The organism is Cystobacter fuscus (assembly GCF_044360685.1).
Classification (GTDB): Bacteria; Myxococcota; Myxococcia; order Myxococcales; family Myxococcaceae; genus Cystobacter; species Cystobacter fuscus_C.
In genome coordinates, this window is record NZ_CP043491.1 from 10,145,539 (window position 1) to 10,162,499 (window position 16,961).

Annotated in this window: 18 protein-coding genes; 14 read left to right on the forward strand and 4 right to left on the reverse strand. The window is 69.3% G+C overall.

Annotated features, from left to right (window positions below):
- The 11 genes from F0U63_RS41630 to F0U63_RS41680 all read left to right on the forward strand — a co-directional run bounded on the left by F0U63_RS41630 (window position 1) and on the right by F0U63_RS41680 (window position 8,897).
- Complete coding sequence (locus tag F0U63_RS41630) at window positions 1-552, forward strand: DUF3341 domain-containing protein (RefSeq protein WP_395839423.1); 552 nt, start codon at window positions 1-3, stop codon at window positions 550-552.
- Window positions 549-1,112, forward strand: coding sequence for a cytochrome c (locus F0U63_RS41635; RefSeq protein WP_095990502.1), 564 nt, complete (start codon window positions 549-551; stop codon window positions 1,110-1,112). Before F0U63_RS41630 ends, F0U63_RS41635 begins: the two co-directional genes overlap by 4 nt.
- Complete coding sequence (locus F0U63_RS41640; protein WP_395839426.1) at window positions 1,109-2,320, forward strand: hypothetical protein; 1,212 nt, start codon at window positions 1,109-1,111, stop codon at window positions 2,318-2,320. The genes F0U63_RS41635 and F0U63_RS41640 overlap by 4 nt, the downstream gene beginning before the upstream one ends.
- The gene (locus F0U63_RS41645; protein ID WP_395839428.1) at window positions 2,317-2,805 is read left to right on the forward strand and encodes a hypothetical protein; all 489 of its coding nucleotides are present in this window, start codon (window positions 2,317-2,319) and stop codon (window positions 2,803-2,805) included. Before F0U63_RS41640 ends, F0U63_RS41645 begins: the two co-directional genes overlap by 4 nt.
- A 27-nt stretch (window positions 2,806-2,832) precedes the next feature.
- Window positions 2,833-3,702, forward strand: a complete 870-nt coding sequence (locus F0U63_RS41650; RefSeq protein WP_395839431.1) for an SCO family protein — start codon at window positions 2,833-2,835, stop codon at window positions 3,700-3,702.
- Window positions 3,699-4,751, forward strand: a complete 1,053-nt coding sequence (gene coxB / locus F0U63_RS41655; RefSeq protein ID WP_395839434.1) for a cytochrome c oxidase subunit II — start codon at window positions 3,699-3,701, stop codon at window positions 4,749-4,751. Before F0U63_RS41650 ends, coxB begins: the two co-directional genes overlap by 4 nt.
- Window positions 4,732-6,411, forward strand: a complete 1,680-nt coding sequence (locus tag F0U63_RS41660; protein ID WP_395839437.1) for a cbb3-type cytochrome c oxidase subunit I — start codon at window positions 4,732-4,734, stop codon at window positions 6,409-6,411. Before coxB ends, F0U63_RS41660 begins: the two co-directional genes overlap by 20 nt.
- Window positions 6,401-7,081, forward strand: coding sequence for a cytochrome c oxidase subunit 3 family protein (locus tag F0U63_RS41665; RefSeq protein WP_395839440.1), 681 nt, complete (start codon window positions 6,401-6,403; stop codon window positions 7,079-7,081). The genes F0U63_RS41660 and F0U63_RS41665 overlap by 11 nt, the downstream gene beginning before the upstream one ends.
- A gap of 15 nt (window positions 7,082-7,096) precedes the next feature.
- Window positions 7,097-7,534, forward strand: coding sequence for a cytochrome C oxidase subunit IV family protein (locus F0U63_RS41670; RefSeq protein ID WP_395839443.1), 438 nt, complete (start codon window positions 7,097-7,099; stop codon window positions 7,532-7,534).
- A 90-nt stretch (window positions 7,535-7,624) separates the two neighbouring features.
- The gene (locus F0U63_RS41675) at window positions 7,625-7,915 is read left to right on the forward strand and encodes a YkgJ family cysteine cluster protein (RefSeq protein ID WP_395839446.1); all 291 of its coding nucleotides are present in this window, start codon (window positions 7,625-7,627) and stop codon (window positions 7,913-7,915) included.
- Window positions 7,916-7,928: 13 nt separating this feature from the next.
- On the forward strand, window positions 7,929-8,897 hold the full coding sequence (locus tag F0U63_RS41680) for a YheT family hydrolase (protein WP_395839448.1): 969 nt from the start codon (window positions 7,929-7,931) through the stop codon (window positions 8,895-8,897).
- A 337-nt stretch (window positions 8,898-9,234) separates the two neighbouring features.
- Here the strand turns inward: F0U63_RS41680 and F0U63_RS41685 are convergent, their stop codons facing one another.
- Window positions 9,235-9,642 (reverse strand): DNA-binding response regulator, encoded by a 408-nt coding sequence (locus tag F0U63_RS41685; RefSeq protein WP_395839451.1) that lies wholly within the window; start codon window positions 9,640-9,642, stop codon window positions 9,235-9,237.
- Between the two features lie 269 nt (window positions 9,643-9,911).
- Here F0U63_RS41685 and F0U63_RS41690 point away from each other — a divergent pair, with 269 nt between their 5' ends.
- Together F0U63_RS41690 and F0U63_RS41695 are read left to right on the forward strand one after the other, a co-directional pair.
- Window positions 9,912-11,297: a DEAD/DEAH box helicase gene (locus F0U63_RS41690; RefSeq protein WP_395839453.1), complete on the forward strand. Its 1,386-nt coding sequence runs from the start codon at window positions 9,912-9,914 to the stop codon at window positions 11,295-11,297.
- Window positions 11,291-12,475, forward strand: coding sequence for a DUF790 family protein (locus tag F0U63_RS41695; RefSeq protein ID WP_395839455.1), 1,185 nt, complete (start codon window positions 11,291-11,293; stop codon window positions 12,473-12,475). The genes F0U63_RS41690 and F0U63_RS41695 overlap by 7 nt, the downstream gene beginning before the upstream one ends.
- 14 nt (window positions 12,476-12,489) lie before the next feature.
- On the opposite strand, the gene F0U63_RS41700 is transcribed toward F0U63_RS41695, so the two are convergent.
- Window positions 12,490-12,864 (reverse strand): helix-turn-helix transcriptional regulator, encoded by a 375-nt coding sequence (locus F0U63_RS41700; RefSeq protein ID WP_395839457.1) that lies wholly within the window; start codon window positions 12,862-12,864, stop codon window positions 12,490-12,492.
- A 125-nt stretch (window positions 12,865-12,989) separates the two neighbouring features.
- Between F0U63_RS41700 and F0U63_RS41705 the strand changes: the two genes are divergently transcribed.
- Window positions 12,990-13,361, forward strand: coding sequence for a two-component system response regulator (locus tag F0U63_RS41705; protein WP_395839459.1), 372 nt, complete (start codon window positions 12,990-12,992; stop codon window positions 13,359-13,361).
- Window positions 13,362-13,380: 19 nt separating this feature from the next.
- On the opposite strand, the gene F0U63_RS41710 is transcribed toward F0U63_RS41705, so the two are convergent.
- Complete coding sequence (locus F0U63_RS41710; protein ID WP_395839461.1) at window positions 13,381-13,599, reverse strand: MbtH family protein; 219 nt, start codon at window positions 13,597-13,599, stop codon at window positions 13,381-13,383.
- A gap of 33 nt (window positions 13,600-13,632) precedes the next feature.
- The gene (locus F0U63_RS41715) at window positions 13,633-16,884 is read right to left on the reverse strand and encodes an AAA domain-containing protein (RefSeq protein WP_395839463.1); all 3,252 of its coding nucleotides are present in this window, start codon (window positions 16,882-16,884) and stop codon (window positions 13,633-13,635) included.
- Window positions 16,885-16,961: the final 77 nt, after the last annotated feature.

Below are 16,961 nucleotides of genomic sequence, written 5' to 3' on the forward strand. Positions count from 1 at the left end.
ATGTCCGCCGAAACCAAGGTCCTGGAAACCCTGGTCCTCGCCGAGTTCGCCACTCCCGAGGCCCTGGTGGATGCCACCCGGCAGATGCGGGAGAAGGGCTATGAGGGAATGGACACCTACTCGCCCTACCCGCTGCATGGCGGCTCCGAGGCGCTGGGTCTGCCGCCCTCGCGCGTGCCCTTCATCGCCCTGTGCGCGGGCCTCACCGGCACCGCCACCGCCATCGCCTTCATGGCGTACATGAACGGCTTCGACTACCCGCTCAACGTGGGTGGTCGTCCCATCTTCAGCCTGCCCGCCTACGTGCCCATCACCTTCGAGTTGACGGTGCTCCTGGCGGCCTTTGGCATCTTCTTCGGAGTCCTGGGGCTCGCCCGGCTGCCGCAGCCGTATCACCCGGCCTACGAGCACGAAGCGTTCCGCAGCGCCACCACGCACGGCTACTGGCTGAGCGTGCCGCAGTTCGCGACGCTCCAGGCGGATGCGATCATGGATCAGCTCAAGTCCCTGGGCGCCACCCAGGTGACCGTGGTGACGGGAGAGAAGGAATGAGGCGGCTCATCCCCCTGGCCGGGCTCGCCCTGGCCGCCTGCAACGTGCCCTCCGAGTTCCTCCAGCGCATGGAGGCGCAGGCCAAGTACGAGTACTACGAGACGAACGAGTTCTGGGCGGATGGCAAGGCCATGCGCACGCCCCCCGAGGGCACCATCCCGCGCGAGCGCCTGGTGGGTGACCCCGGCCTGACCACGGGCCGGGTCAATGGCGAGTTCGTCAGCGCCAACCCGCTCAAGCTCGACCGGGCCGTGCTGGAAGAGGGCCACAAGAAGTACAACATCGTCTGCGCCCAGTGCCACGGCCGGCTCGGCGACGGCAACAGCGTGGTCGCCGAGAACATGGCGCTGCGCCTGCCCCCGTCCCTCCAGGAGATCGCCAACAAGCCTGACGGCCACTTCTACGCCGCCATCACCGAGGGCTACGGCGTGATGCCGTCGTTCTCGGGCGAACTCAACATCCAGGAGCGTTGGGCCGTGGTGGCCTACGTTCGTGCGCTGCAGACGGCCCGCGCCCCCAAGGCTGGCGGCCAGCAGCCTCTTCCGCAGGAGAACCGATGATTGCCGTGGATCGTTTCACGGGCGGCTCGAAGGCGATGACGGTGGCCGGAGCGCTGGGCGTGCTCGGCCTCGTGCTGACCATCGTCGGCTTCGTGCTCGAGCCCCAGAAGGCGATGTTCAGCTACCTGTTCGGCTTCAGCTACTGGCTGGGCATCGCGGTGGCCTCCATCATCATGGTGGCCATCTTCCACACCGCCAAGGTCAAGTGGATCACCGTGCTGCGCCGCACCATGGAGACCATGGGCTCGAGCGTGATCTTCTTCGCCGTGCTCGTGCTGCCCATCCTCGCCGGGGTCAAGTACCTCTTCCCCTGGGTGGACGCGCCCAACTGGGAGTTCCCCGGCACCGGTGGGGTGAAGTTCACCGAGGTGGAGCTGCACCACCTGCACCACAAGCACCCCTACCTCAACCTCACCTTCTTCTACATCCGCCAGGCCATCTACTTCTTCACGTGGATCTTCGTGTCCTCGCGGCTGCGCGGCTGGAGCGTGCAGCAGGACACGTCGGGTGAGCTCGAGTTGACGGCCAAGCAGCGCCGGTTCGCCCCGGGCTCGCTCCCCTTCCTTGCGCTGACGATTACTTTCGCTGCTTTCGACTGGCTGATGACGCTCACGCCGCTCTGGCAGTCCACCATCTTCGGCGTCTATTACTTCTGCGGCAGCTTCCTGAGCGCGTTCTGCGTGGTGACGATCGCCACGGTGAACGCGCAGGGCAAGGACGGATACGGGTCGCTGGTGACGACGGCGCACTACCACAACCTGGGCAAGCTCATGTTCGCCTTCACGGCGTTCTGGGCCTACATCGCCTTCTCCCAGTTCTTCCTCATCTGGGCCGCCAACCTGCCGGAAGAGGCGGGCTGGTACCGGCTGCGCATCACGGGGCCGTGGCTGCCCGTGTCGCTTTCGCTGCTCATCGGCCAGTTCCTGCTGCCCTTCTTCACGCTGCTATCGCGCAAGCTGAAGCTGCAGCCCCGCCGCCTGGCCGTCATCGCCGTCTACATCCTGGTCATGCACGCCGTGGACATGTACTGGCTCATCTGGCCGGCCCTCTCGCCCCAGGGCCCCTCGTTCCACTGGACGCTCATCACCGCCTTCGTCGGCGTGGGTGGAATCGCGGTGGCGGGAGCCCTGTGGCAGACCCGCGGCCGGTATACGGTGCCCGTGAAGGACCCCTACATCTCCGAGTCGCTGAGGTACGTGCAGCCATGAGCAACAAGAGCCAGGTGGAGGTCGAGTCGCGCGTCATCCACGGTGCGCATGGCGTGTCGTCCGAGGAGGATCACATCCTCACCGGTAAGGTGATGCAGGTGGGTGTGGGTTCCATCATCATCTTCATCGTGGGCGGAATCTGGGCCTGGCGCCTGCAGGTGGCGACCACGCACGAGTTCGCCCCCGAGGGTCCCGCGCCCATCCCGGCGCTGATCACCCCGGACAAGGATCACCGCACGGCGTACGAGATCGGCATCGTCAACCAGCGCCTGTTCCAGCAGGACACGCACGCCGAGGAGAAGATCCGCTCCCAGCAGGAGGCGCTGGACAAGGGCTACGCGGAAGATCGTAACGTGGTGTCCCGCACCCCGTTGAACCAGGCGATGGACCAGGTCATCGCCCAGCAGGCGGCCGCGCGCCAGCAGCAGCCCGCGGCGCCCGCGCCCACCCCCGAGTCGCAGCCCACGCCGGCTCCCCAGCCGTAGTGTCGCGGCAGTAGAGGAAGAAGCACGATGTACACCCCCTCTTCGTCCATGCCCTTGAGCGCCGCCATGGCGGCGCTCGTCCTGGCGCTCGGCGTCGCGGCCCCCGCGTCCGCGCTGCCGGGCGGCGGCCGCACGCCCCAGAGCATCATTGATGCGCAGTCCGACGCCCCGCCGCAACTCAAAGGCGTGGACGTGCAGGAGCACCTGGGCGAGCTGGCGGCGCTGGAGACGGCCTTCACCGACTCGTCGGGCAGGCCGGTGCAACTGCGCGACGTGTTGCCGCGCACGCGCCCGGTGCTGCTCACGCTCGTGTATTACAACTGCCCGCTGCTCTGTAACCTCGTCATCAACGAGCAGATCCGCACCATGCGCGAGCTGGGCCTGGTGCTGGGCAAGGACTACGAGGCGGTGACGGTGAGCATCGATCCGCAGGACACGCCCGCGCAGAGCCTCGAGCGGCGCCGACGCCACCTGCAGTCCATGGGCCTGCCGGAGACGGCCCCGTGGCACTTCCTCACGGGCACCCAGGAGAACATCCAGCAGCTCGCGGACGCGGTGGGATTCAAGTACACCTATGACGCGTCGACGCGGCAGTATGTGCACCCGGCCGTGGTGATGGTGCTCACCCCCGAGGGAGCCATCTCGCGCTACCTCTACGGCACGTCCTTCCAGCCCAAGGACATGAAGCTCGCCCTGCTCGAGGCCGCGGGTGGCCGGGTCGGCACCAGTTTTGATCGCATCGTCCTGACCTGCTTCAAGTATGACACCGCCACACGGCGGTACGGCTTCTACATCTTTGGATTCCTCCGGATAGGCGCGCTCATGGTGTTCGGCGCGCTCGCGAGCATGCTCGCCTACTACTGGAGGCGTGAGCTGAAGAAAGGCACAGCAGCATGAACGAGTTGCTGAACAACATCCTGTTCCTGCCGGAGCAGGCCTCGACCTTCGCGGAGCGTGTGGACAATCTCCACATCTTCGTCGTCACCGTGACGATGCTCAGTTCGTTCGCGGTGGGCACGGCGGCGCTCTACTTCTTCTTCCGCTACCGGCGCCGCGCACCGGAGCAGCTGACGGAGTACGTCATCCCGTCGGTGAAGACGGAGTTCCTCTTCGTCTCGCTGCCGCTCATCTTCTTCCTCACCTGGTTCGTCATCGGCTTCCGGGACTTCGTCTTCGTCACCACGCCGCCCAAGGACGCGATGGACGTCTACGTCATGGGCAAGCAGTGGATGTGGAAGTTCGCCTACCCGGAGGGCCCCAACGGGGTGAACGTGCTGCACGTGCCGGCCAACCGTCCGGTGCGGCTGCTCATCACCTCGCGTGACGTGCTCCACTCCTTCTTCGTGCCGGCCTTCCGCATCAAGATGGACGCGGTGCCGGGGCGCTACACGCAGACCTGGTTCGAGGCCACCAAGCCCGGCACGTACCAGATCCTCTGCACCGAGTACTGCGGCCTGTCGCACTCGAAGATGCTCGGCGAGGTGGTTGTTCTCTCGCCCGAGGAGTGGGACGCGTGGCTGAAGGAGCAGCGCCGCGGCGACCTGGCCAACCGCCAGGACGCGCTGGCGGACCTGAGCTTGGCGCCGCAGCCGGCGCGCATGGCCGAGCAGGGCCAGAAGGTGGCCGCCGAGGTGGGGTGCTTCAAGTGCCACACCGTCAATGGCGAGCCGCACATCGGACCGACGTTCCTGGGGCTGTACGGGCGGCAGGAGACGCTGCAGGACGGCAGCGCCATCCGCGCGGACGAGGCGTACATCACCCAGTCCATGATGGACCCGGGAGCCCACCTGGTGACGGGCTACGCCAACGCCATGCCCACCTTCCAGGGCAAGCTGACGGGGCCGCAGACCGCGGCGATCGTCGAATACATCAAGACTTTGCGCACTCCGGACATCCGCACCACCGGCGCTTCTCAAGGACCTGTCTATGAGCCCATCCAGCAGTAGCATCGCAGCCGAACCGGGCGCCGTGCCCGCGCCGGGTGGTGAGCATCACGATCACCACCCGAGCTACCTCGTCGATGGCACCACGGTGAAGTCGTGGCTGCTGACGCTCGACCACAAGCGCATCGGGGTGATGTACCTCATCTGGGTCCTGCTCTTCTTCCTCGTGGGCGGCATCTACGCGCTGGTGGTCCGCTTCGAGCTGTTGACGCCGGGGCCGACCATCGTCGACGCGATGACGTACAACCGCGCCTTCACCATGCACGGCGTGGTGATGATCTTCCTGTTCATGATTCCGGCCATCCCCGGCGCCTTCGGCAACTTCATGCTGCCCTTGATGCTGGGCGCCAAGGACGTGGCCTTCCCGCGGCTCAACCTGCTGTCGCTCTACCTGCTGCTCTCCGGCGCGGCGATCGCCATCTGGGGCATGCTCAACGGCGGCATGGACACGGGCTGGACGTTCTACACGCCCTACAGCACGCACACGACGACGACGGTGGCGCCCATCCTGTTCGGCGCGTTCATCATCGGCTTCAGCTCCATCGCCACGGGCCTCAACTTCATCGTCACCACGCACACCATGCGCGCCCCGGGCATCACCTGGTTCCGCATGCCGCTGTTCGTGTGGGCCATGTACGCCACCGCGTGCATCCAGGTGCTGGCGACGCCGGTGCTCGGCCTCGTGCTGCTCCTGGTGGTGGGTGAGCAGCTCTTCCAGTTCGGCATCTTCGATCCGGCGCGCGGCGGAGACCCGGTGCTCTTCCAGCACCTGTTCTGGTTCTACTCGCACCCGGCCGTGTACATCATGGTGCTGCCGGCCTTCGGCGTGATGAGCGAGATTGTCGCCGCCTTCAGCCGCAAGAACATCTTCGGCTACCGCGCGGTGGCGTTCTCCTCGCTGGGCATCGCCTTCGTGGGCTTCTTCGCCTGGGGCCACCACATGTTCGTGTCGGGCCAGTCCACGTTCAACGCGGGCGTGTTCGCGGTGCTGACGATGCTGGTGGGCGTGTTCACCGCCATCAAGGTCTTCAACTGGGTGGGCACCGTCTACAAGGGCGCGGTCGACTTCAAGACGCCCTTCGCCTACTTCTGCGGCTTCCTCTACTTCACCGTGTTCGGCGGCATGACGGGCGTGGCGTTCGCCACGGCGTCGCTGGACGTGCCCTGGCACGACACCTACTTCGTGGTGGCGCACTTCCACTTCATCATGGTGGGCGCGACCATCATGGCCTTCATGGCGGCGCTCCACTACTGGTTCCCGAAGATGTTCGGGAAGTCGTACCACGAGGGGTGGGGCCTGGTGTCCGCGGCGCTCATCATCCTGGGCTTCAACGCCACGTTCATCCCCCAGTTCCTGCTGGGCAACGCGGGCATGCCGCGGCGCTACTACGAGTACCCGGAGCGCTTCCAGACGCTCAACGTGGCCTCCACCATGGGCGCCACGCTGCTGGCGATGGGCTTCCTCATCACCGCCATCTACCTCACCTACTCTCTGGTGTACGGTGAGAAGTCCTCCGCCAACCCGTGGAACAGCCGCGGCTACGAGTGGCTGACCGAGTCCCCTCCCCCCACCCACAACTTCATCGGTCCGCAGCCCGTCTACAAGGACGAGCCCCACTTCTACGTGGACCCTGAGAAGGCCGAGGTGCCCGATGCAGTCTAGCTCCGCCACCCCGGCGCACCACGCGCCCGGGGTGCCCCCCGTGCCGACCGTCGCCGCCCACTTCGCCTCGCTCGACGTGCAGCAGCACGCGGCGCGGCTGGGCATGTGGCTGTTCCTCGCCACGGAAATCCTGCTCTTCGCCGGTCTGTTCGTGTGCTACGCGAACTACCGCTTCATGTTCCCCGACGGGTTCGCGGCGGCCAGCCGTCACCTGAACCTCACGCTGGGCACCGTCAACACCCTGGTGCTCATCACCTCGTCGTTCACCGCCGCCATGGCGGTGCACTACGCCAAGGAGGCGAAGAACAAGCAGGTGGTGGTGATGTTCATCCTCACCATCCTCATGGCGCTCGGCTTCCTCGTCATCAAGTACTTCGAGTACTCGCACAAGATCCACGTGGGGCAGCTGCCCGGGCCGTACTTCACGGACACGGAGCCGTCGCTGCAGCTTCCCGGCGTGCCGATGTACTTCACCATCTACTTCCTCTCGACGGGTCTGCACGGCTTCCACGTCATCATCGGCATGATCGTGCTGACGTGGGTGGGCTTCAAGGCGAACCGCAACGAGTTCAGCGCCCGGAACTACACCGCCGTCGAGCTGGGCAGCATGTACTGGCACCTCGTCGACCTGGTGTGGATCTTCCTCTTCCCCATGCTGTACCTCATCTAAGGGAGGCCTCCGCTCATGTCCGCGATGGCCAATGAATCATCCAAGGAAGCGCAGAACATGCATGAGGAGCACCACGGTGGCGCGGCGAAGTACGCCATCATCTGGGTGGCTCTGATGGTGCTCACCGTCGTCACCGTCGTCACCGGCAAGATCCACCTGCCCAACTGGGGTCTGGCACTCGCGCTCATCATCGCCTCGGTGAAGGGCGCGCTCGTGGCGCTGTACTTCATGCACCTGGCGGATCACCAGGGCGCCAACCGGGTCGTGTTCATCACGTCCATGGTGTTCGTGGTGCTGATGCTGCTCTTCACCCTGTTCGACATCGGCACGCGCTTCCGGCCCACGCTGGCCGCCAGCGGCACGCCGGTGGCCTGGCCGGTGGAGACGGGCCAGTCCATGCCCTACAACACCAAGGGCACGAACGAGGCCCCCGAGCGGCGCTCGCACGAGTAGCCGCCCGCCCACCGTCTTCCCCGAACGCGGCGCCGTGGACCCTGTCCCCGGCGCCGCGTTTTTCTTTGTCCGGGGTATCCTCCCCCCTTCATGGATTGCACCCGCTGTGGCGCCTGCTGCGTGGCGCCCGACATCGCCGCGCTCGACAAGCCCCTGGGCCTGCGCTGCCCGCACCTCGGCGCCGACAACCTGTGCACCGTCTACGAGCGGCGCCCCCAGGTGTGCCGCGACTACCAGCCCGACGCGGTGTGCCGCCTCATCGAGGCCCCCACGCTCGAGGAGCGCGTGCACAAATACCTCGCCCTCTTCGAGCTGACGGCCGAGGCCGACGACGTGCGTCAGCGCGGTTGTTACTCGATGCGTCAAGCCCGCCGCGGGTGATATCTGCCCGTCCGTGTCCTTCCAACCCACCGAGCCCTTCGCTCCCGCACGCTTCCTCGCGTCCCCCCACGCGCAGACCATCTACGCCTCGCTCGTGCGCCCCACGCACGCCCCGCCCCTCAAGCGCGAGCGCTGGGAGCTGCCCGACGGGGACTTCGTCAACCTCGACTCCTTCGACGGGCCCCCGGGCGCCCCCCACCTCGTGGCCCTGCATGGGCTCGAGGGCTCCTCGCGCTCGGGCTACATGAACGTCACCCTCACCGGCGCCCAGCAGCTCGGCTGGGGCGCCACCGCCCTCAACTTCCGCTCCTGCGGCGGGGAGACCAACCGGCTCGCGCGCTCCTACCACTCAGGTGACATCGAGGACGCGCTGTCGGTGATGCGCCACCTGCGCCAGCGCCACACCGGCCCGCTCTACGCGGTGGGCTTCTCGCTCGGCGCCAACGTGCTCCTGCGGCTGCTCGAGGACACGGGCGACGACGCGCCCGTGGATGCCGCCGCCGCCGTGAGCGCGCCCTATGACTTGAGCATCTGCTCGAAGGCCATCGACGGGCCCGGGCCCTTCCAGAAGCTCTACCGCGACCGCTTCCTGCGCACCCTCAAGCAGAAGGCCCGCGAGAAGCTGCGCCTGTTCCCCGGCGCCTTCGACGGCGAGGCCCTGGAGCGCGCCCGCACCCTGCGCGCCTTCGACGACGCCGTCACCGCGCCGCTGCATGGCTTCCGCGACGCGGCCCACTACTACGAGGTGTCATCCTCCGGCCCCCTGCTCCACGCCATCCGCCGCCCCACCCTGCTCTTGAGCGCCGAGGATGATCCCATCATCCCCGCCTCGACGATTCCCAGGGACGTGTCCGGCAACCCCCACCTGCACCGCGTGGTGACCGCCCAGGGCGGCCACGTCGGCTTCGTCGCCGGCGGCGCCCTCACCCCCCGCTTCTGGGGTGAAGCCCAGGTGCTGGCCTTCCTGTCCGCGCGAAAATGAGGCAGCCCGACCGGCCCCCACCGGTCGAGCTCCCCCTCGGGCCCCCCCTCCCGACCCCCCGTTTCCCCCCGTGACGGACTGGTCCCCCTCCAGGCCGTCCCGTCACGAGCTCCCCTCCCGGGGCCGCGTCCCCCTGCCATGCGGCCCCGTCCCCCCGCTCGCGGCAGGAAGCCATAGCAGCCGCCGTGCCGAGCCCCACGAGGCGGGCCCACCCTCGACTTTTCGAGGGGTTGGCGCCACGGCCTCGAGGACGAGGGAACGCGTTGGCCCACGAGAGGGAAAACTTCTTCCCTCTTCGGAGCGCGGCCTTCTCCCCGTCTCGCGCCAGGCGGCGGGCTCAGGCCTCGCCGGTGGGAGGGCGGAGGACACGCAACAGGTGCTGGGCGAGCAGGTCGCGCGTGGCGCGTTGCAGCTCCCCGAGCAGGACATGGAGTCCCTCGGCCGAGCCGTCCTGCACGTCGCGCACGCGCTCCTCGTGGCCGTCGAAGACCCGCAGGCGCCCGGGCACCAGGGTGATGAGAGGCTGACGCGGGTAGCGCCGCTTGAGCAGGCCCAGCATCAGCGGATGGTCCTCGTCCGGCCGGCGCGCGTCCACCACCACCAGGGCCGGCTCCTCCTCGGCGAGGGTGTCCAGCACCTCGTCCGCGTCCGACAGGGCAGTCACCCGCAGGTCGGGCTCCGCCAGGAGGCGGGACAGCAACTCCCGGGAAGGCCGATGGGGGCTGAGGATGACGAGGCGGCGCATGAAGGCGCGCAGGCTAGAGGCTTCCGGGCATGAAGAGGAGACTCTCGACGCCTTCGTTCTCCCGTGGACCTCCGGTGTACACTCCCCTCCTCGTCCAGCGGGCGAGCCCGCGTGGGCCCTGGAGCTACCCCACCCTACACCGATCCGCCAGGGGAGCGAGCGTCCGCGCTTTCCGAGCAGCCAGCACCCGCGGGCCAGGGCGACTTGGAAGGTCCTATGCTGGCGTGGGTTCGTGAATCGGGTTACTCCGAACTTCCCCCCCTCTGCCGATGGCGACCGAACTCCACTTCGACTGCGGCACCCTGGTGGCGCCCTCCCTGCCCGAGGATGGCGCCCTGCGCGCCCTCTTCCAGCGGGATGCGCGCACGGGTGTGTACCGGAGCGAGGCGCGGCACTACCGGCAGGTGGTGTTGCGGCTGCGCGAGCTGGGCGAGGCGTACGAGGACCGGGCGCGGCGCTTCGAGCCGCTGGAGGTGGACCTGACGGCCCCGGTAGAGCCGTTTCCCCACCAGAAGGCCGCGCTGGAAGCGTGGCTCAAGGCCGGAGGGCGCGGACTCGTGGAGCTGCCCACCGGGGCGGGCAAGACGCTGCTGGCGGTGCTCGCCATCGTCCAGGTGAAGCGGCCCACGCTGGTGGTCGTTCCCACGTTGGATTTGATGACGCAGTGGCAGGGAGTGCTGTCGCGGCACCTGGGCCAGGCGGTGGGCATGCTGGGTGGCGGGGTGAGTGATCGGCAGCCCCTCACGGTGACGACGTACGATTCCGCGGCGATGCAGACGGAGTTCCACGGCAACCGCTTCGGGCTGCTCGTGTGCGACGAGTGCCACCACCTGCCCGCGCCGAGCTACCGCTTCATCGCCGAGGGCTCGCTCGCGCCCTACCGGCTGGGCCTCACCGCCACCCTGGAGCGCACCGACGGGGGCGAGCGCGTGTGCGAGGAGCTGCTCGGGCCACTGGTGCACCGCACGGACATCCGCGAGTTGCAGGGGCGCTTCCTCGCCCCCTACGAGGTGCGCCGGATTGAAGTGCCCCTCACGCCCGAGGAGCAGACGCGGCACGACGAGGCGCGCAAGCTCTACCTCGGCTTCATCCGCCAGCGCGGCATCCGCTTCGACGTGCCCGAGGGCTGGGCGCGCTTCCTCGCGGAGAGCCAGCGCACCGAGGAGGGCCGCGCCGCCTACCGGGCCTACCGCGAGCAGCGCCGCATCGCGCTCACCTCCAGCGCCAAGCTGGACGTGCTCTGGCGCGTGCTGCTCGAGCACCGCGAGGATCGCACGCTCGTCTTCACCGACGACAACGAGACCGTGTACACGCTGGCGCGGCGGCTGCTGCTGCCCGCGCTCACGCACCACACGCCCGTGCCCGAGCGCAAGGCGCTGCTCGCCGCGTTCTCCAGCGGAGAGCTGCCCGTGCTGCTCACCTCGCGCGTGCTCAACGAGGGCGTGGACGTGCCGGAGGCGCGCGTGGGGGTGGTGCTCAGCGGCAGTGGCAGCGTGCGCGAGCACGTGCAGCGCCTGGGCCGCATCCTGCGCCAGCGCCCCGGCAAGCGCGCCCTCCTCTACGAAGTCTGCTCGGCGCAGACGGCCGAGTCCTCCATCAGCGAGCGGCGGCGCCAGCACCGTGCCTACCAGGAGGAAGGGGGCGAGGCATGCTGACGCGCGAGCTGCTCCTCTTCCGCACGCGCGACGCGAAGCTGCGGCCCTCCTTCGTCCGGCGCGACGAGCCGGCGCTGCTCGCGCTCGCGGGCGAACTCATCGCCAGCGTGGAGGCGGGGCGGGGCCACTCGCGCGACGAGGTGGAGGAGGCCCTGGCGCTGCAGGCCGGCGCCCATGCGCGCCCCAAGGTGGCGCGGGGGCTCGTGAAGCTGCTGGTGGACCGGATGCGCTTCGACGAGCCCGCGCCAGGGGCCGTGGAGGCGCGCGCGGCGGCCTTCCGGGAAGCGGCCCGGGTGCGGCTCGCCCTGCCCGCTGGCGCCTCCGTGGAGCACTACGAGGAGCAGCTCGCCGCGCGGCTGCCCCAACCCCTGCCCGAGCTGCGCGAGGCCCTCTATGCCGACCTCCCAGGTCACCGCGCCCTGCTGGACTGGGAGGCGCTCGGCCCCGCGGAGCTGTTGGATCGCTACAACCTCGCGCTCGCCCAGGGCCCGCTGTTCGACGCGCGGCGGCTGACGCTGCGGGCGCGGGCGCCGGAGTTGCTGCGGGTGCGCAAGGTGCTGCGCTGGCTCAAGTTCTGCCGGCTCGTGGCCGAGGTGCGGCGCGAGGGCGAGGACTGGGTGCTGGAGGTGGAGGGCCCGGGCGCCATGCTGTCGCTGCAGAAGAAGTATGGGCTGCAGCTGGCGAGCTTCCTGTCGGTGGTGCCGGTGCTCGCCCGCTGGCAGCTCACCGCCGCCCTCGAGACGCCCCGGCGCCGGGTGACGCTCGTGCTCGACGAGAAGGACCCCCTCGTGTCACCTCATGGGTCCGCGCTCGGACACATCCCCCCGGAGGTGGCGTCGCTCGCCGAGGGCTTCGAGGACGCGGAGTGGGAGTTGGACCTGCTGCCCCTGCCGCGCAACGTGGGGGCCACGGGCCTGTGCGTGCCGGACGTCACCTTCCGCCACCGCCAGACGCGGCGCGAGGTGGCGCTGGAGCTCTTCCATGCCTGGCACGCGGGCCCGCTGGCGCGCAGGTTGGAGGAGTTGCGCTCGCGGCCAGATGAGGGATTGTTGCTGGGAGTAGACCGAGCGCTCGCCAAGGGCACCCAGGAGCGCGAGACACTGGAGGCACACCCACAGGTGGTGCTCTTCCATGGTTTTCCATCGGCGAAGAGACTGCGCGCGAGGCTCTCCCCGTGAGACGACGCTGCTGCCTACCCGTTCTTCTGCCCCAGGTGCGCGGCCACCAGGCTCAGCACGCGCAGCGAGTTGCGATCCAACTGGCGGGCACGCCGCATCAGGCGGCGCAGCTCCGCGGGCTCACTGGCCTCGGGGGGCGGCGCGGGTGGTGTCCAGGAGGAGGAACCCTCGGCGGTGGACAATCCCAGGGCCTCGTCCGCGGACAGGGACAGCACGGCACACAGCTTGCGGAAGGTGGGGACGCTCGGAAGCATGTTTCCCCGCTCCAGGCGCCCGTACACCTCCGTGGCGATGCCGACTCGCTCCGCCACGTCTTCCTGTGTGAGGTTGAGGCGCTGCCGGGCTGCGCGCGCGCACTCTCCCAGCCTGGTTGCCAGCTTTTTTGCCATTGTCCCGGGACCCGAGTGGTTCACCGGTGGCAATATGACTCGGGAGGTTGGTTTCCCAGGACGACTGGGGTAGTATGTCCGTCCGAGGACCCATCACGTTACATACCCAGCCCGGGAGGTCCTGGATGACCGCGGACGCCACGCCCTCCTATCTCTTCGTCGACGAGGATCCGCTCCAGCTCTCCGCGCTGCGCCGGCTCCTGCGGGACGTGCCCGGCACCAAGCGCTCGGCGACGAGCGCGGAGGAGGCGCTGCGCATGGCGGAGGAGGAGCCGCCCTCGGTCGTCATCGCCGCGTACATCCTGCCCGGTATGGATGGGTTGTCATTGATCGCGGCCCTGAGGAGCCGCACGCCTGGGGTGCTCTGCGGTCTGCACACCACGCAACTGCCGGGACGCGACATCATCCCGCCCGGCATCACCGTCCTGCTCAAGCCCTGTCCTCCGGAGCGCCTGCGGGCCTTCCTGTTGTCGGGCTCGGGAAACGCGCCGAAGTGAAGGGCCCCGGAGAGCCGCCTCAGGACTTCTTGGCCGCCTCTTCCATCTTCTTGCGCAGGCTCAAGGGGCGCATGTCCGTCCACACCTCCTTGATGTACTCGAGGCACTCGGCCTTCTGCCCCTGCTTGCCGCCTTCCTTCCAGCCCAGGGGAAGCTCGCGGTCGGCGGGCCAGATGGAGTACTGCTCCTCGTGGTTGACCACGACCTTGTAGACGGTGGTGTCTTCGGTGTCGCTCATGCGGCGTATTCCACCCCGCCGGACCGGTGGGGGTCAATGGCCACGTGGGCTCCGCCGTGAGGTGGTGGGCACAACCTCTGGAGTCGGAAGGCGGGACTCGCGGGAAAGCGCCCGCGAGTACGCCAGGGCCACGCGGGTGAAGCGCGCACCGCCGAGGCCCGTCACGTACTGGCGCACCATGGCGCGCGTGGCGCCCACGTAGAAGAGGGCACGGCGCGTGCGCTCCAGCTCCCGCTCCTGGCGTCCCGGCCGGCCCTCCATCCACGCCATGTCGTCCAGCGCGTCCACGCCACAGAAGAACACCACGGGGCTCTCGTGCCCCTTGCACGAGAAGGCCGTCGTCACCCGGAGGTAGTCCACCTTTCCCACGCTGAAGCCCGCCACGTCCTCGCCGCCCCGGCCACCGAAGGCCACCGCCTTGAGGCCCTCGCGCTCGAGCGCCTCGGCCAGCCGCGCGGGCCGCACCGGCGCCACCACCAGCACGTCCGCGGGCCGCACGCCCTCGTGGGCTTGCAGCCGCTTCACCTCGCGCACCAGCCACGCCTCCTCCGCCTGGGGCGAGTCGAAGGCGCGCACCACCGGCACCAGCCCCTCGCGCTCGCTGCTGCGCAGCCGGTACAGCCCATCCACCCCCGCCACCGGCTCCTCCAACAGGCCCTCCTCGCGCAGCTCGCTGGCGCGCATGAACTCGCGCATGCCGGGATTGCCCACCCGGTGCAGCCCGAGCGGATCCAACACCACGTTGAAGGCCAGCTCGGACACCTGGCGCGTGGAGCGGAACGTCTCGCGCAGCACGCGCACCCGGCCGGTGAAGTCGAGCCCGTCCGGCAGCTCCTGGCGCAGGGCCTCCACGGGGCTGTGGCCGTAGACGTTCTGCGAGTCGTCCGCGAAGAGCAGGAAGGCCTTGAGCGGGGGCCCTCCCTCGCGGGAGAAGGGACGGGCGAGCCCGTAGAGGTGGGCGAGCTCCTTGGCGCTCAGGTCCTGCGCCTCGTCCACGAAGACGGCGTCGAAGCTCTCCGGGGCATAGCCGCCCGTGCCCGTCATGTGCATGAGCGTCACACGGTGGAGCATGAACGAGGCGCGCCGTCCGAGCCGCCGCCGCAGCGCCGCGTCCACCAGCCGCGTGAGCAACGTGGTGAGCGCCTTGTTGAAGAAGGACACCAGCACGCGCGCCTCGGGGTGCTCGGCGAGGTAGCGCGCCACCCAGTGCGCCAACACGTACGTCTTGCCGCTGCCCGCCACGCCCCGCACCAGGTGGTGCCCCTCGTCGAAGCGGCGCTCGAAGAGCGACACCTGCTCCTGGGTGAACAGGGGGCCCATCTCCTTGAGCGAGTCGATCTCCTGGCCCAGCGCCTCGGGCCGCCGCGCCTCGCGCGCGCGCACGCCCGGCATCACCAGCAGGGGCTGCAGCGCGAAGCGCGGCTCCAGACGCGGCGCCACCGGGGTGAGCAGCTCGAGCAGCTGCGCGGGAATGGCCGCCTCGGACTCGGCGCGCGAGGACAGGACGAAGAGGTACTCGCGCGCGCGGCTCGCCGCCACGTTGAGCATGGGCGTGAGCTCGCTCGGGGCGAAGGGACGCCCGGCCGCCACCGTGTCCACCACCACCACGTCGTACTCGGTGCCCTGCTGCCGGTGGATGGTGGACGCCTGGAAGCGCGACTCGTGCCACCCCTTCTCCTCGGCGAGGGCACGCAGGAGCGCCGCCTGGGCCCGGTAGGGCGTCACCGCCAGCACCTTGAGGCCCGCCTTGAGCGCCGGCGAGGCGATGGCCATCACCAGCTCCGCCGAGAAGGGCCGCCGGTAGCCATGCCCCGAGTCCCCACGCTCGTGGCACACCCGGCGCGCGTCCCGCGTGGCCTCGTCCAGCACCACCCAGCACGCGCGCGCCGCCGGAAAGGCCTCCACCTTCTTGGGCTCCCGGGTGCGCGGCCCCTCGCCATCCTCCAGCATCCCCGCGTAGCTGAAGTGGCTCACCACCGCGCCGATCTGTGGGTGCATGCGGTGCTGCGTGCGCAGCAGCAGCACGTGGGGCAGCTCCGCCGCCGCGCGCGCGTCCTCCAGGTGCGACAGGGGCGAGCTGCGCATCCACGTCTGTACCGGCCGCTCCACCCCCTCCAGCGCCCGGCTCACCGGGCCAATCTGCTTCGGGTCTCCTCCCAGCAGCACCTTGCGCGCCAGCGGCGCGAGCAGCCCCACCGCCGCGCGCGACACCATGCCCGCCTCGTCCACCACCAGCCTGTCGAAGCGCTCGGCGCCCTCCAGCTCGGAGACGAGCCGCAGCGCCCGGTGCACGGTGAGCACCATGAGGGTGGCATAGCCCTCGCGCGCGACGAAGAGCGTCTCGTCGGTGAGCCCGTCGCGCACCTTGCGCAGCTCCGCCTTCACCACCGCCAGGCGCGAGGACGAGGCCCCCTGGAGGTACTCCTCGCGCACGCGCTCCTCCATGTGTGCGATGCGCGCCGCGTGCTTCTGGTAGCTCGAGTCATGGAGCACGGCGGGAAAGGCCCGGGTCAGCTCCTGGCCCACGCCCAGGCCCCCGCGGAAGACGCGGCAGGTGGTGTCCGGCGCGTGCAGGGCCCCGGCCTTGGACAGCATGCGCGCCACGCGCAGCGCGAGCGTGTCGGCGGCGCGGTTGGTGGGCGCCACCGCGAGAATGCGCTCGCCGGGGTTCTTCTGGACGGCCTGGGCGAGCAGCCGCGCTATCGTCTCCGTCTTGCCCGTCCCCGGAGGCCCCCAGAGCAGGGCCCAGGGCTTGTCCCACAGGTGCTCGGGACCCTGGCTGGGGCCCGTCCCATCATCCGGAACGAGGCCACGCACCCGCTCCAGGGCCTCGCGCACCCGGGGGCCTCGCGCGTCGTAGGCCTTCGAGGCGGCCAGCAGCGCCTCGGAGAAGTCATAGGGCTGGAAGGCCCAGCGCTCCGCGGAGAGCACCTCGGGCTTGATGTGGCCCAGCGAGCGCGTGGAGAGGAAGACGCGCCCCGTGGTCGGATCCAGGTGGACGATCTCCCCCACGAAGCGGCGCTCGTCCGGGAGGAAGCCGATGAGCTGACCACCGCTCCAGCTCGGGTCCGCCGCGGGCAGGGGCGTCAGGCCGAGCATCGACTCGTCCTCCAGCCGCACGTCCACGGCCCCCTTGAGCATCACCCACCGGTACTGCGCGCGCTCGCTCTCCAGGGCGGACAGCAGCTCCTCGGGCAACACCGAGCGCACGACGAGATCGCCGGATTCGGAAGCGGCCGCCGGAGCGCGGGCCGGCGAGGTCTGTGCGGACTCTTTCCCCATCATTCGGGCCAGACGCGAAGGGGCCTCATGCTGCCTGGAGCAGACGCGAAGGAAAAGCCACCTCGCCCGTCCTTCCCGGC